Consider the following 13,375-nt stretch of genomic DNA (forward strand, 5'->3'; position numbering starts at 1 on the left):
CAAACATTTACACGCCACTATGATCATTTGACTTCAACAGATATTCCCAAATGCGCCGGATTTCTTCTCTGAAAGCCTCCCGATCGCTCTCAAGAATTTCGATTGCGTTGGTGACAACATCGGCCAAGCTGGCAACATCTTCAGTTAGCTGGGCGAGAGCTTGAGTATTGGTCGCCTGCTGTATGGCGTTTTGCCGAGTTTGTTCCTCAAGCTGGGTCAGCACTTCATTATGGCGGCTTAGTGTTTCTGATGTAGTAGTGGCAATTTGTGCTACTTGCGCTATCAGTGGCGTTAGCTGATTTAACATTTCGGCATGAGTTGTCAGCATTGCTTCGAGCCGATCCAGTCTGTTAGAGCCGCCGTTGTGTGTCATGGGTTTGACCGTAGAAGATTTTCAAATTGCTGTTGTACTTAACACAGAGATTAATGAACCTATCCCACTAATACCAGCAATATGATAATCTGCTGTTGAAAACGGTAAGTTGTATCAGGGTATGGCGGGGAAATTTGAAGGGTTAAGTGATATGGAGTGGAAGTTGTTTGAAGATATATTCCCCAAGGAACCAGAAAACAGAGGAAGGGGAATGCCTCATGCACCATTTCGTCATGTACTGAACACGTTATTGTATATATTGATAACAGGATGCCGTTGGTGTGATGCTCCCACAGGAGAAATCTGGGCATCAAAAAGTGCAGCGCACAGATGGTTGCAACGTTGGGAAACGGACGGAACTTTGGAAAGTTTACAAGCAAGGATACTAGGAATTGCAGAGGAAAGAAGCCTAATCAACTGGAATTACGGTGCTGTTGATGGGTCTTTTTCCCCCTGGCAAAGGTGGCGGTGAAGGCGTTAAGTACGGTCATAAAGGTAAGGGAATTTTAATACACACCTTAACTGATGGTAATGGTATGCCCTTGGCTAATCGCACAACTCCAGCCAACGGTAGTGAAACAGATCAAGTGATACCACTGTTAGATAGTGTCAAAGTTAAAACGAATAGACCCGGTAGACCTCGTAAACGTGTTAAAGTTCTGGCTGCTGACAAAGGCTATGATTCCAAGGACAAACGGGCTGCATTGCGTAAACGTGGAATCAGACCTCAATTGCCGCGCGCGTGTTTGGAAGAATCGAAAAAATCGGGGTAGACCAATTAAAATTTCTGTTCCGCGTTTTCAACAAGAGCGCTGTTTTGCTTGGTTTCAAAGAAAATATCGCCGACTCGTTGTTCGGTGGGAAAGAATTTCTGCCTGCTTCAACGGTTTTCTTTCTCTTGCGACAATTCACATCTGGATTAACAGAATTTTATTCGTGGGATAGGTTCAACTAATCACCGCTTTGGAGAAAGTTGAATCCTCACTTGTTACGGAACCGTTGGTTCTTCAAGAAACCCTTGCCGATTCTGATTTTTCTCATAACGAACTGACTATTGGGCTTGGTTCTATCGTTGCCCACAATGACCCCTACTGTGCTTTATATATAGCAACCGGAGAAGTTATAGAAGACCTGAGCGATGAAGTATGGGTAGCTTGGGAGCATTGGAAAGAGCGCCCGAAAAAGACTGACCGATATTTCAAAAACGAGTTACGGCTGCTGTAAATATAGCCAGTAATTTTTAGACCCCAAAACATGACTAGCAACAAGACAAACACCTTGCGATCGCCGCAGGGGTAATTGTCATGCGTCAACATTAGCAGGAGCAGGTAAAATGACAGCAACTATTACACGACCCACTACCAGAAAGACAACAAAAGAGAAACAAGAATCCCCATACAAGCGGCTTCATGTAATCATCCCCATCGAAGATATGTTATGGGCATCTCAGCAAAAATCCTCTGTTAACCAGTTGTGGCAGGAGTGTTGGACATCTGACCCCTATGGTTCCCGGTGGATGCCCCTATCAACAAACCTTGGCTACAGCAGTTTTATCTGTGCAAAAAAAATTCTCTCCCAAAGTGGGCTGTTCATCTTCAAGCCGGACAAGTCGATACAGGATGGACGCGAAACTGTAGGCTGGATGGTCAAGAACTTACACGGCAGCAGAATCAAGGAATTTTGGGACAAAGCAACTGCTGAAACTGAGGAACCAAATTCTACAAAACAACAATCAAGTGCTGAGATTTCACAGATAGATGCTGGCTCTGAAGAAATGCGTTGCAAATACACAGCGTCTATTTCAGAAAAAACCCAGTCAGAACAAGGTTTCTGTGAACCCTCACGAACTCCTCAGAAACACCTCACGAACTCTTCAAAAGAGATCGTGAGGTGTGATTCTTCCACGCCAAAGGAAAATTCCCACTGTGATGAGACGGCTGACGCGCCCTTGGGGGGCGCTTCGCCTCAGATTGTTAGGGGCGTGGAAGAAGAAAAAGAAAAGTTACCTGCGGTAACGGACTGCACATCGCTGACGCTAGTGGATGCTGTACCAAGTCAACCTGCTTCGTTGTTGAGTGAGAAACAAGACTTGGGTGTTGAACCGAGAACCAGTTATGAAGGCCACAACTCCGCCGCACCTGTCGCCCTTGGTTTTGAAAATTCGGTAACTCAAAGTGAGGAACCAGTAGAAAATAGCCAACCCGCTCTGTTGCTGAGTGAGAAACAGGATTTGGGTGTTGAGCCAGGAACCAGTCATGAAGGCCAGATTTCCGCCGCACCCGTTACCCCTGGTTTTGAAAATTCGGTAATGCAAAGTGAGGAACCAGCAAGGCAAAGTCAACCCGCTCCGTTGTTGAGTGAGAAACAGAGCTTGGGTTTTGAGCCTGAAGCCACTCATGAGGGTAAGCTGTTACGCAGCTAAAGTTAATAAACAGCATTACCTTTATTTTTAATCTTGCGTTCCCATTTAATAATAAGTCCACCTTGATTGAGCAATTTATTTAACAATTCTTCTAGCTGTGATACAGACTCAAACAATCTATGAGCTATATATTCTTTAGCTGAATGCCAAAGCAATTCAATTAAATTATAATCTGGACTATAAGGTGGAAGAAATTCTAGAATAATATTTGGCATTTCTGACTCAATTTTAGATAAAATATCTTTCCTTTTATGGAAACTAGCATTATCTAGTATGATAACTATTTTCGCTGAACCATCTTTAAATTCTTCAACTGATTTCCCTTGTTCTACCCATTCTTGTAACAGAAAATTATTTAGAGATTTAATCTGTTCATAGAATACATCTGCATTTCCTTTTTTTATGACAAAATTTATTCTTTTCTTGTCATGATAACGTAACCCTCCCATAATATTTACTCTTCCTCTTCTCCTTTGCCCTGTAACTTTTTTCCTTGTACCTTTCTTACCCCAACTTTTTCTTCTTATCACTCTTAAACTAAATCCACTTTCGTCCCAAAACCATACTTGTAAACGCTCTGGAGTTTTTTTGGTTATTCTTAAATATTCTGATAGCTTTTCTTGAAATGCCTTACGCTTTTCAGGATTCTGTTTGTCCTCTAGGCTATATTTTGCCCAGAGGTAAACGTACTTTTTTCGCTCTAATATTCTCCTAACTTGAGAGCCGCTTAACTTAATTCCTGTTGTTTCTTCAAGATATGTTGCTAATCTTGCCGCCGTCCATCGACCAAATTCATATCCATTTTCTACTGGGTCTTTCTCAATTATTTCTAATAACAAATTTTCATATTCTTTGGTAACTTTGCGGCAGTTACCTTCTCTTCTTCCATCTAAAAAGCTTTCTAAATTATCCGGGTCGCCGTGAACTGCCCAATATGCGACTGTCGGATATGCAATCTCTAAAAAATTGCTAATTTCTTGATATGTTTTTCCATCATTTATCAACAGAATAATCAGAATCTTCTCTCTTACATAAGGATTTTCATGCTCTTTTAGTGTTTTCAGTAGCCTTTCCTTCTGCTCTTGAGAAAGATGGTTTTTTGCTGGCATATATGGCCGATAATAGTTTTTTGCTTAAGTTTATATTATACAATTAAGCTGTGTAGCAGCTTATTAGTTCCGCGCCATCCGCCCTTAAGTCGGAAACACAGGCTGACAAATGGTCGAGTGAGGCGATCGCTGAAAGATCAAAGGCTAGACCTTGGCGCATGGAAAAATTGAAGATGGCAGGGTTACTCAAAGAAAATCCTGGGCTTGATTTTCTTATGGAGTGCTGGCAGGATGACCCAGCTTTGCAGATTGTAATCAAGAGTTTGGTGCGGAAGTGTCCGCAGTGGGGTTATGTTGTGGTAGATGGGCAGTTTATGGAATGGGAGAGATAGCAAAAATCAGGAGGTTTAGGATGTTTTGCAGCAGTTACGCGAGATTCCTTGTACTCCGCAGTTTCGGCTAAATGGGGAGATTCAGCGCACGGTCAAGCAGTATTGGGGGAATGTGCCAGGGGCGATGGCGCAAGCGCCCAGCGTAGCTGATCGCTTACTTGAAGGAGGCAGTACGGACTTGGAAGGGGGTCAAATCACCGGAGGCTGTATTTGTCGCTGCTTGTAGAGAGGCTAGGAAGCCGGAGTCCGCGCAGGTTAAATCAAGCGTGAAAGATTGGTTTGAGTAGGCTAGAAAGGAGGGGATTGTGATTGCTCTGTCGGGTGAGGTTGTGTACACGCCGGATGGAGAGGCTGTGGCGTTGGCGGAGATGATAAGGCGGTTTCCGGTGGGTGGTTAGGGTTGTATATCTGTTCAAAATTTTGACAAGTGGTTGAGTGAGGTGTTGTTTAGCGCCGAAGGCATTGCTCAAAGCCAAAAAGCTAGACCCTGGCACATGGATGGAAAAACTCAAGATGGCACGGTTACTCAAGAAACCTCCTGCATGAATAGCGAGATGCTATGCCAGTTGGCGCTCGCAGACAGCACAATGAAGGTAGTCTTACATCTTGCACCAAGAAAATTTGATGTGATTTAATCACTCAGTAAAAAGTCAAAACCCTTTATTTAGCGATAAAAGCTCATAAAAATGAGGTAGCTTTATTAGGCATCTTTTTATTTTACCTGGGTTTATACGTAGAAATGCAAGATATGAGCAGAGGTTTCCGGTGGTGGAGTGATATCGCCAGTGAGGTGTGAGTGTTGTATTTTTAAACAATAAATATTAACTAAAAATTTTTTATTACAGACTGGAGCTACTAATTTTTGAGCAAGATATAAAATTTTGAAATAAAATATTTTTTTAGATTTTCTTTATATTGTTTGGTATCGACATTTAACTGATAATGGTAATATACAGTTAATAGCTGTTCTGATAATTTGTCTTAATAACAATACCTTTGCCAAAATAGGAGCTTACAAAAATTTTGGCAAACCTGGCAAAATCATTCATGTATAAGCATTTAGGTGACAAGATAGTTTGAACTTTCAAACTCTTCGTCCTATGTGAAATACGTTAAAAAACCCTTGCGAAAAATTTGGAAGGAATTTTTAGGATTAATTGTTTTTGTCCAGCTTCCGACAAATGGAAGTTTGTACGTCAACTCACCCTCGTAAATTAGCGAAGGTATTGAATAAATAGATATCAAAAACTTAGATAAGTGCATTATTGCATTTATCTTATTAGTGAATAATACAAATTTAATTTTTAATAGAAAGCATAACCCAATTAAGAAAAAAGCAAAGTTAATTATTCTAAATAAAGGCTAAATTATACTTACCTAAAAGCCATATTTATCATGAATATAAAATTATGCCCATGTATATAAATAACACTTATTTAAATAATAAACTAAATATGATGGATTGGTATTTACAACCTGATGTAGTAGTAATTGGTTCTGGCCCAGTTGGTTGTGTAGCGGCTCTTGCTTTTGCTCATAAAGGAGCTCAAGTTCTCTTACTAGAAGCCAATCCTGAAGTAGCGAATAGGTTAGCTGGAGAATGGCTTCATCCTTGCGGATTGGAAGCGTTAGCTCGATTAGGGATTAATGAAATTTCTACTCTTGCCTCAAGCTATCCAAGTGGTCGAGGTTTCGTTGTTTTTTTAAAGGAAAAAACTTTACCTATTTACCTTAATTATCCTGATAAAGGTCTAGGCTTGAGCTGCAAACATAGAGAGCTAGTGGACGCTCTGCGGCAAACGGCAATAAGAAACTCTAATATCCATTATATACCTTATGCTCGTGTTATTTGTATTGACGAGCAGCAGTTAACATTTGAAAATCTTAAACAGGGAAAAACGTACAAAATTGTTGCAGAACGTATTGTTAGTGCGGATGGGCGTGCTTCTTTTTCTCGTAAAGTACTAGGTATAAAAAGTAAGCCTACCTTTATATCTTATATGTCAGGAATTGAGTTGGAAGGTGTGGATTTACCGTTTGAAGGATTTGGACATATGTTTCTAGGAGGGCCAGGCCCAGTTCTTGTCTACCGTATTGGACAACGACAGGTTAGAGTTTGCTTTGATGTCCCAGCTTCTCACTTTAGGAATTTTAAAAACAAAACTCTCTACTTATGGGATTTTTATAGCCCAGTATTACCCGATTTATTACTTCCAGCTTTCAAACAAGCTCTCTCTCGCCAATCCATCACATGGTGCGTTAACGAGTTTAGCCATCGTATTCATTATGGCCGCGAGGGTTTTGCATTAGTAGGAGATGCTGCGGGATATTTCCACCCAATGACTGCAATGGGTATGACTCTTGGTTTTCAAGACGTGGAGTGTTTGGTTAACAGTAAAAATTTCCAAGATTTTGAGCGTGAGCGATTAGCCAACACTTATGTGCCTGAATTAGTTGCCTCTGTTCTTTACCGAGTATTTACTGATTGTGATGAGAATGCAACAGCTATTCGCCTAGCAGTTTATCAAATGTGTAGGCAAGAGCCTGCTGAACGCCAACGTACTATGCGGTTGCTTTCAACAGCAGAAACTAATCTCTTGCAATTTACTGGATCTTTTTTAAAGGGAGCGCGAATTGCTGTTGCTCATATAGTAAAAAATAATGTTACTCATAGGCGTTGGCTACACATGATTCAAGTTCTAATTTCCTTCAGGGAATGGCTGCAACTACCAATAAAACTTGCTTGGATTCGTTTTCCTGCTTACTATCACTTTCCTCGTACCAAACACTTAAGAGACGACTTAATAAATAGATAATGACAAGTGCAGAATATCTAAATAAAAGATAAGTTTAAATTTGCGACTAACTTAGTCATAATTGAAATACAGAATTTATTTTCGCTCTTAATTACTATTTAGAAAATAATTTCAAGCATCAGCAGATTCCTGTAAGAAAGAAAGCTACAGTTAACCTTATTTACACTAGGAGGTTCAAATGAATTATAAAAAGTTGTTATTCGTGTCGCCTGTTCAACCAATTGGAGGATGTTCTGCCAATGTTTATAGCTGGAATAAAACACCCTCTAAGGTACGTATTGCTATGTCTTTCTTGAACCATCCAGGGTTGTCTTTTTTAAAAGCAAACTTACCTTGTGATATTCTTGAATATCCTACACAGGAACAATATCAAGCCGCCCTTTCAGATCCACCTGACGTTGTTGCTATTTCTTTTTATATCAATGAAACAGAAATTGCTTTGCGTATGGCATCTGAAGCTCGTCGTCAGGGAGTTAAGGAAGTATGGGCTGGTAACTTTGGAGCATATTCTCCACAAATAGAATCGTCATTTGATAGAGTTTTTCAAGGTTGGGGTGAAAGCCAAATAGCACAAGTATTAGAAATGGAGCCAATCTCCCTCAATAAGCTTAATCATCCAGAAATATACGGTGCAATTGGGACAAATATATTTCCAAAAATGATTTTTTCAGGTATTTTATTTACTTCCCGTGGTTGCCCGTGGACTTGTAATTTCTGCCAGACACCAGAATTTTACGGTAAGGCTAGTACTATACCTCTTGAAACAATTGATCAGATTTTGTGGACATACAAAAAAAATGGTATTAAGGGAATTAATATTCTAGATGAAAATTTTGGTACTTTTCAAAACCATGCAAAGGAAGTTGTAGATATTTTGCATAAATATGATTTCCGATGGATTGCATTAACTAGGGTTGATACACTTCTAAAAAATTTTGATTATTGGCAATCGAAAGGGCTTTTCGGGGCGCATTTGGGTATTGAAAGTTTAAATCAAAGTTCGCTATCTGGTGCTTCTAAACGAATAGAGCAAGTACATAGTATCGAATTACTAAAAAAACTTCAGAAATACAATATGTTTATACAATGTTTTTATATTTTAGGATTTGAAGAAGATACAGTTGAATCTATTCAACAAGATATAGAAATACTTGCTGAATTGAATCTTGACGTAGTTCAAGTACAGGTACTTACTCCCTACCCACGTACTGAACAAAGAAAGATGATAGAGGAGAAATACGGTATTACAGATTTTAATCTCAGCAAATATAATTCTCGTAATCTTGTTTGGAATCATCCAAATATAAGTGCAGACGAAATGCGTTCGTTACAAGAATGGGCAAATTACCGTCTCACATCTTCCAAGCAAGCTATAAGAACACTTTCAAAATTTGCTGTGTTTTTTGGGCAAGATTACCCTAATGTTGACGGACTAAAGCTGATTCTCAGTCCCTTTTATGGCGCAGCAAAAAAATTAGATAAACAATATTCATCTAAGTTATTAAGTGCGCGAAAGTGGGCTAAGGTTGGATGGTATCCATATGAAGAGTTTTTACAAGAAACTTCAATCACTGCCAGTGGGAATCCTGTTTCTCCATTTCAAATTCAAGGGCTGATTTGAAGATTTGACATTAATAAGCCAAAAATTCTTTTTTATTATGTAAGCAATATTTAAGGAAAGTATATGCTGTGTTCTCTAAATGAAGCATTAAAAATTCTTGAAGAAACTAGCCGAACCTTCTATATTCCCATTGTTCGATTACCATCTGGACTACAAGAAGCTGTAGCTTCAGCCTATTTATGTATGCGCGCTATCGATGAAATTGAAGATCACGCAGAATTAGATAAGTTCACTAAAGTAAAACTGCTACACAACATCAGTGAAGTTTTACAAGAGGGAACGGACGGCTTTGCTGCTGATGCTTTTTCAATATTGAAAGATTATCATAATGTGCTTCCCGAAGTGACTCAAGGTATTATCAAATGGTCAACTCTTGCTCCTCAAAGTATCGCTCCTCGAATCTGGGATATAACTGCTGCGATGGCAGATAGAATGGCTTATTGGGCTGAAAGAAATTGGTACATTCAAACGAAGGCAGATTTAGATCGTTATACTTTTAGTGTGGCTGGATCTGTAGGATTGTTGCTGTCTGATTTGTGGGCTTGGTATGATGGAACACAAACTGATCGTATGCAAAGTATTGGTTTCGGTCGAGGACTACAAGCTGTTAATATTATCCGTAACCACTCTGAAGATTTGCAAAGAGGAGTAAATTTCTTTCCACTTCATTGGAGCATGGAACAGATGAATTATTATGCACGCTGCAATCTTTCTCTTGCCGATCTTTATGTAAGTAGTTTATCGGAAGGCCCAGCTCTTAACTTTTGCAAACTTCCGCTTGTGTTAGCATATGCCTCTCTTAAAGCCTTAGAGTGCGGACAAGCTAAACTGAGCCGCAACGATGTTCTCAGTCTAGTTACTGAAACAATGGGTATTAATTAGAAAAAAATAGAAGTATTGATATCAAATACGAGTTATCCTTGCTTTCTTATTTTTACTCGCTAAGACAGTAAATAAGGTAAAAGGTATGCACAGACTATATAAGCTTGGGAAGAGGTAGTTCTTAATAGAAAAGTGATATTAAATGGTGATATTAACTCTTGATGTAAGATGCCTAAAAAACGAACTCTTTTAAATTCAAGAATAATGTGGACTATTGGCTTTGCTATTACTGCTTTACTATTGCCTAGTTCATTTCTTTTTCAGAGCTTATTACAACCCCAAGTGTCTAAACGAATATCTTTATCGAATAATTCGAGCAAGAAACTAATAATTAGCACAATTACGGCTTTGGGAAGAATTGAACCTCAAGGAGAAGTTATTTTTCTTTCCCCTTCTCCTACTCTTGAGGGTGCAAGATTAGATAAACTTCTTATAAAAGAAGGAGATAAAGTGAAGTCTGGACAATTAGTTGCCATTTTAGATAGCCACGAACGTTTACTAGCTACTTTAAAAGAAGCCAATGCACAAGTTAAAGTATCCCAAGAGCGTCTTAGTCAAGTACTATCTGGTGAAAAGCTTGGAAAAATTAATGCACAAAAAGCTACTTTAAATCGTATAAAAGCACAGTTATATGGAGAAATTAATGCACAAAAAGCTACTTTAGCACGCTTTGAATCTGAATTCCGCAACGCTAAAGCAGAATATGAACGTTACAAAGCTCTTTATCAAGAAGGTGCAATTTCTACCTCTATTTTTGATGATAAGAGATTAAAGATAGAAACTGTTGGCGAGCAAGTCAAAGAAGAAAAAACTATTTTAAATCGTATTATCACTACAGGTCAAAAGCAACTTCAAGAAGCAAAAGCAACGTTACAAGAAATTTCTGAAGTTCGTCCTGTAGATGTAGCAGTTGCGAAAGCTGAGTTGGAAAGTGCAATCGCCTCAAGTAAAAAAGCTAAGACTAACCTTGAATTAGCCTATGTACGCTCACCAGTAGATGGTTATATTTTGAAAATTCATACGCGACGTGGAGAATTTGTTCAAGATCATAGAATTGCCAGTCTTGGTCAAATTGAACAAATGTATGTTGTAGCTGAAATCCAAGAAACAGATATAAGTAAAATTCGCCTTAAACAGCCAGCTAATATTATTAGTGAATATGGTGGTTTTAGTGGAGAATTAAAAGGAACTGTAGAGGAAATAGGTAAGCAAATTAATAAAAAAGATATTATTGATATGGGTTCATCAGCAAAAGTAGACGTTAGGGTTATAGAAGTCAAAATAAAATTGAATCCAGAAGATAGTAAGAGAGTAAAATTTTTAACAAATTTAACTGTTCGTGTATCAATTCATAGTATTTAATTAGCTAATTATGTGTTAATGAAAAGTATACTATCCAATATCTCTGTATTAAATAATAATTTTCTCATAAACATTTATTGCAATTGTATCTAAATAAAATGTTAGTTATTACCAATAGTTATAAAATATAATTTTTAAAATTACCTTTCTTTAAGGTAAAATAACCATATTCTCATTTAGAAAGATATGATTTTTGAAAAACCTTTAGCCTGGCTACAACTTACATATAAAAAAAATCGTATGATAGTAGCTGTAGCTGGGATAACTTTTGCCGTCTTTCTTATGTTTATGCAATTAGGGCTTCAAGCAGGACTTTACGAAAGTGCTACTGCTGTTCATAGAAGCTTACGTGCAGATTTAGTGTTAATTCATTACCGTTCTCTTGCTTTATATGATCTATTGACCTTCCCACGGCGATATTTATATCAAGCCATTAATATAGATGGAGTGGAATCAGTTAGCCCGTTATATGTTGGTTTTGCTGAATGGCAAAGTCCTACTACTCCTTTTGTTAGAAGAATTTATGTTTTTGGTTTTAATCCGGAAAGACCAGCATTTGATTTGCCAGAAGTTTACAAGAATTTGGATAAGATTAAAAATCCCGATATATTTTTGTTTGATAATAAATCAAGACCAGTTTTTGGAATAAATTTAAATTTGGAAAAAAAATTTAAAGAAATTGAATTAGAGCTAAATAATAAAAGAGTTAAAATATCAGGGATATATAATATAGGTCCTTCTTTTGAATCAGATGGTAGTTTAATAACTAGTGATATAAATTTTATGAGAATTTTTCCTTTAAGAAACGGAGAGTATGTTGATTTAGGCTTAATAAAGCTTAAGGAAGGGATAGAAGTTAGTCAAGTAATTGATCAGTTAAAACATCTAATTCCTAAAGAAATTAGAATTATGACACATCAAGATTTAATTGATTACGAGAAAAATTTTTGGGGTAATAATCGTCCAATAGGGATCATTTTTTTGCAAGGAGCTATTTTAGGTTTTATAATCGGTACAGTCTTTATTTATCAAATAATTTATACTGATGTCTCCGAACATTTAAATGATTATGCAATTTTAAAAGTTCGAGGTTACACAAATAAATATTTAATATTTATAGTTTTTCAAGAGGCATTAATTCTTTCTATTTTAGGTTATGTTCCAGGCTTAATTATATCTATATTTATGTATAAGCTAACAGAATCCTTAGCTTTCTTGCCTATTTATATGACTTTTAATAGAGCCTTGTTAGTTTTATTTTTAAGTATTTTTATGTCTTCAATAGCTGGATTAATTGCTATACAAAAATTACGAGATGCCGACCCCGTTGATTTATTAATTTAAAAATCATGAAGCTAAAATATATATGTTAAAAAATCCAGTTATAGAAATTAAAAAACTCAATCATTATTTTGGCAGTAAAAAATTACGAAAACAAGTATTATTTGATATCAATTTAGAAATCGAAAGCGGTGATATTTTAATAATGACTGGCCCTTCTGGTTCTGGTAAAAGTACTTTAATGAGTTTAATCGGTGGGCTAAGAAGTGTGCAAGAAGGGAATTTAAAAGTTTTAAAGCAAGAGCTTAAAAATGCTAATGAGCAGCATTTAGTACGAATACGTCGACAAATAGGATATATTTTTCAACGTAATAACTTAGTACAATTTTTGACAGTTCAACAAAATGTACAGATGTCTTTAAAATTACAACCAAATATTTGCAAAAAGCATATAAGTACTAGAGCAAGAGCTATGCTAGATTCAGTTGGTTTGGGTCATAGAATAAATTATTATCCTCAAAATCTTTCAGGAGGAGAAAGGCAAAGAACAGCTATTGCTTGTGCTTTGGTGACTCATCCAAAACTGATATTAGCTGACGAACCCACTGCTTCTTTAGATCGAGACGCTGGTCATAATATAATGAAATTATTGCAAAGGCTTGCAAAAGAACAAGAAACTACTATACTTATTGCTACTCACGATTATCGCATTTTACCAATTGCAGACCGTATAATTAGCATAGAAGATGGTAAGGTACAAGAACCTATCCCACTAATATAATTCTGTTAATCCAGATATGAATTGCGCCTAGAGAAAGAAAAGCATTGAAGCAGTCCGGATTTCGCTCCCATCGCACAACAAGACGGCGATATTTTCTTTGATACCAGGCGAAACAACGTTCTTGCTGAAAGCGCGGAACAGAAATTTTTATTGGTCTACCCCGATTTTTTTGATTTTTCCAAACACACTTGGGCAATAGAGGTTTGATCCCACGTTTACCCAAGGCAGCACGTTTGTCTTTAGAATCATAGCCTTTATCAGCAGCAAGGACTTTAACCCGTTTACGAGGCCTACCAGGTCTATTCGTTTTGACTTTGACACTATCCAACAGTGGTATCACTTGATCTCTTTCGCTACCGTTGGCTGAGGTTGTGCGATTAGCCAAGGGCATACTAT

The 13,375-nt window shown here is 37.5% G+C and carries 16 protein-coding genes; 12 read left to right on the forward strand and 4 right to left on the reverse strand.

Features of this window, described 5'->3' with window-relative positions; genetic code table 11:
• Window positions 1-7: 7 nt before the first annotated feature.
• Window positions 8-328: a hypothetical protein gene (locus NSMS1_RS27785; protein WP_224087861.1), complete on the reverse strand. Its 321-nt coding sequence runs from the start codon at window positions 326-328 to the stop codon at window positions 8-10.
• 166 nt (window positions 329-494) lie between these two features.
• Between NSMS1_RS27785 and NSMS1_RS27790 the strand changes: the two genes are divergently transcribed.
• The 4 genes from NSMS1_RS27790 to NSMS1_RS27805 all read left to right on the forward strand — a co-directional run bounded on the left by NSMS1_RS27790 (window position 495) and on the right by NSMS1_RS27805 (window position 2,795).
• Entirely contained in the window at window positions 495-845 is a 351-nt protein-coding gene (locus tag NSMS1_RS27790) for a transposase (RefSeq protein ID WP_224085447.1), read from the forward strand.
• Window positions 811-1,146 (forward strand): transposase, encoded by a 336-nt coding sequence (locus NSMS1_RS27795; RefSeq protein ID WP_224085446.1) that lies wholly within the window; start codon window positions 811-813, stop codon window positions 1,144-1,146. The genes NSMS1_RS27790 and NSMS1_RS27795 overlap by 35 nt, the downstream gene beginning before the upstream one ends.
• A gap of 226 nt (window positions 1,147-1,372) precedes the next feature.
• A complete protein-coding gene (locus NSMS1_RS27800) occupies window positions 1,373-1,597 on the forward strand; it encodes a hypothetical protein (RefSeq protein ID WP_224087862.1) in 225 nt (74 codons plus the stop codon).
• Between the two features lie 109 nt (window positions 1,598-1,706).
• Window positions 1,707-2,795 (forward strand): hypothetical protein, encoded by a 1,089-nt coding sequence (locus tag NSMS1_RS27805; protein ID WP_224087863.1) that lies wholly within the window; start codon window positions 1,707-1,709, stop codon window positions 2,793-2,795.
• 2 nt (window positions 2,796-2,797) lie between these two features.
• Here the strand turns inward: NSMS1_RS27805 and NSMS1_RS27810 are convergent, their stop codons facing one another.
• Window positions 2,798-3,904: an IS630 family transposase gene (locus NSMS1_RS27810; protein WP_224087570.1), complete on the reverse strand. Its 1,107-nt coding sequence runs from the start codon at window positions 3,902-3,904 to the stop codon at window positions 2,798-2,800.
• A gap of 158 nt (window positions 3,905-4,062) precedes the next feature.
• Between NSMS1_RS27810 and NSMS1_RS27815 the strand changes: the two genes are divergently transcribed.
• Both NSMS1_RS27815 and NSMS1_RS27820 read left to right on the forward strand, forming a co-directional pair.
• Complete coding sequence (locus tag NSMS1_RS27815; protein WP_224087864.1) at window positions 4,063-4,236, forward strand: hypothetical protein; 174 nt, start codon at window positions 4,063-4,065, stop codon at window positions 4,234-4,236.
• Between the two features lie 25 nt (window positions 4,237-4,261).
• Window positions 4,262-4,462, forward strand: coding sequence for a hypothetical protein (locus NSMS1_RS27820; RefSeq protein WP_224087865.1), 201 nt, complete (start codon window positions 4,262-4,264; stop codon window positions 4,460-4,462).
• 34 nt (window positions 4,463-4,496) lie between these two features.
• Here the strand turns inward: NSMS1_RS27820 and NSMS1_RS27825 are convergent, their stop codons facing one another.
• Window positions 4,497-4,766, reverse strand: a complete 270-nt coding sequence (locus NSMS1_RS27825) for a hypothetical protein (RefSeq protein ID WP_224087866.1) — start codon at window positions 4,764-4,766, stop codon at window positions 4,497-4,499.
• 879 nt (window positions 4,767-5,645) lie between these two features.
• Between NSMS1_RS27825 and NSMS1_RS27830 the strand changes: the two genes are divergently transcribed.
• The 6 genes from NSMS1_RS27830 to NSMS1_RS27855 all read left to right on the forward strand — a co-directional run bounded on the left by NSMS1_RS27830 (window position 5,646) and on the right by NSMS1_RS27855 (window position 12,979).
• Complete coding sequence (locus NSMS1_RS27830; protein ID WP_224087867.1) at window positions 5,646-7,052, forward strand: FAD-dependent oxidoreductase; 1,407 nt, start codon at window positions 5,646-5,648, stop codon at window positions 7,050-7,052.
• 178 nt (window positions 7,053-7,230) lie between these two features.
• Complete coding sequence (locus NSMS1_RS27835; protein ID WP_224087868.1) at window positions 7,231-8,673, forward strand: B12-binding domain-containing radical SAM protein; 1,443 nt, start codon at window positions 7,231-7,233, stop codon at window positions 8,671-8,673.
• Between the two features lie 63 nt (window positions 8,674-8,736).
• Entirely contained in the window at window positions 8,737-9,555 is an 819-nt protein-coding gene (locus NSMS1_RS27840; protein ID WP_224087869.1) for a squalene/phytoene synthase family protein, read from the forward strand.
• Window positions 9,556-9,723: 168 nt separating this feature from the next.
• Entirely contained in the window at window positions 9,724-10,917 is a 1,194-nt protein-coding gene (locus NSMS1_RS27845) for an ABC exporter membrane fusion protein (protein WP_224087870.1), read from the forward strand.
• 186 nt (window positions 10,918-11,103) lie between these two features.
• On the forward strand, window positions 11,104-12,261 hold the full coding sequence (devC, locus tag NSMS1_RS27850; protein ID WP_224087871.1) for an ABC transporter permease DevC: 1,158 nt from the start codon (window positions 11,104-11,106) through the stop codon (window positions 12,259-12,261).
• A gap of 22 nt (window positions 12,262-12,283) precedes the next feature.
• Complete coding sequence (locus tag NSMS1_RS27855; RefSeq protein WP_224087872.1) at window positions 12,284-12,979, forward strand: ATP-binding cassette domain-containing protein; 696 nt, start codon at window positions 12,284-12,286, stop codon at window positions 12,977-12,979.
• Here NSMS1_RS27855 and NSMS1_RS27860 read toward each other — a convergent pair.
• Entirely contained in the window at window positions 12,963-13,370 is a 408-nt protein-coding gene (locus tag NSMS1_RS27860; protein WP_263432543.1) for a transposase, read from the reverse strand. The two genes, NSMS1_RS27855 and NSMS1_RS27860, sit on opposite strands and share 17 nt — an antisense overlap.
• Between the last annotated feature and the right edge of the window lie 5 nt (window positions 13,371-13,375).

Origin of the sequence: Nostoc sp. MS1 (genome assembly GCF_019976755.1) — a bacterium.
Classification (GTDB): Bacteria; Cyanobacteriota; Cyanobacteriia; order Cyanobacteriales; family Nostocaceae; genus Trichormus.

Bases quoted from the DNA above. Each gene is read 5' to 3' on its own strand.
- NSMS1_RS27845 (WP_224087870.1), top strand. From the start codon at position 9,724: ATGCCTAAAAAACGAACTCTTTTAAATTCAAGAATAATGTGGACTATT.
- NSMS1_RS27855 (WP_224087872.1), top strand. From the start codon at position 12,284: ATGTTAAAAAATCCAGTTATAGAAATTAAAAAACTCAATCATTATTTT.
- NSMS1_RS27835 (WP_224087868.1), top strand. From the start codon at position 7,231: ATGAATTATAAAAAGTTGTTATTCGTGTCGCCTGTTCAACCAATTGGA.
- NSMS1_RS27840 (WP_224087869.1), top strand. From the start codon at position 8,737: ATGCTGTGTTCTCTAAATGAAGCATTAAAAATTCTTGAAGAAACTAGC.
- NSMS1_RS27795 (WP_224085446.1), top strand. From the start codon at position 811: ATGGGTCTTTTTCCCCCTGGCAAAGGTGGCGGTGAAGGCGTTAAGTAC.
- NSMS1_RS27830 (WP_224087867.1), top strand. From the start codon at position 5,646: ATGCCCATGTATATAAATAACACTTATTTAAATAATAAACTAAATATG.
- devC (WP_224087871.1), top strand. From the start codon at position 11,104: ATGATTTTTGAAAAACCTTTAGCCTGGCTACAACTTACATATAAAAAA.
- NSMS1_RS27805 (WP_224087863.1), top strand. From the start codon at position 1,707: ATGACAGCAACTATTACACGACCCACTACCAGAAAGACAACAAAAGAG.
- NSMS1_RS27860 (WP_263432543.1), bottom strand. From the start codon at position 13,370: ATGCCCTTGGCTAATCGCACAACCTCAGCCAACGGTAGCGAAAGAGAT.
- NSMS1_RS27785 (WP_224087861.1), bottom strand. From the start codon at position 328: ATGCTGACAACTCATGCCGAAATGTTAAATCAGCTAACGCCACTGATA.
- NSMS1_RS27815 (WP_224087864.1), top strand. From the start codon at position 4,063: ATGGAAAAATTGAAGATGGCAGGGTTACTCAAAGAAAATCCTGGGCTT.
- NSMS1_RS27810 (WP_224087570.1), bottom strand. From the start codon at position 3,904: ATGCCAGCAAAAAACCATCTTTCTCAAGAGCAGAAGGAAAGGCTACTG.
- NSMS1_RS27790 (WP_224085447.1), top strand. From the start codon at position 495: ATGGCGGGGAAATTTGAAGGGTTAAGTGATATGGAGTGGAAGTTGTTT.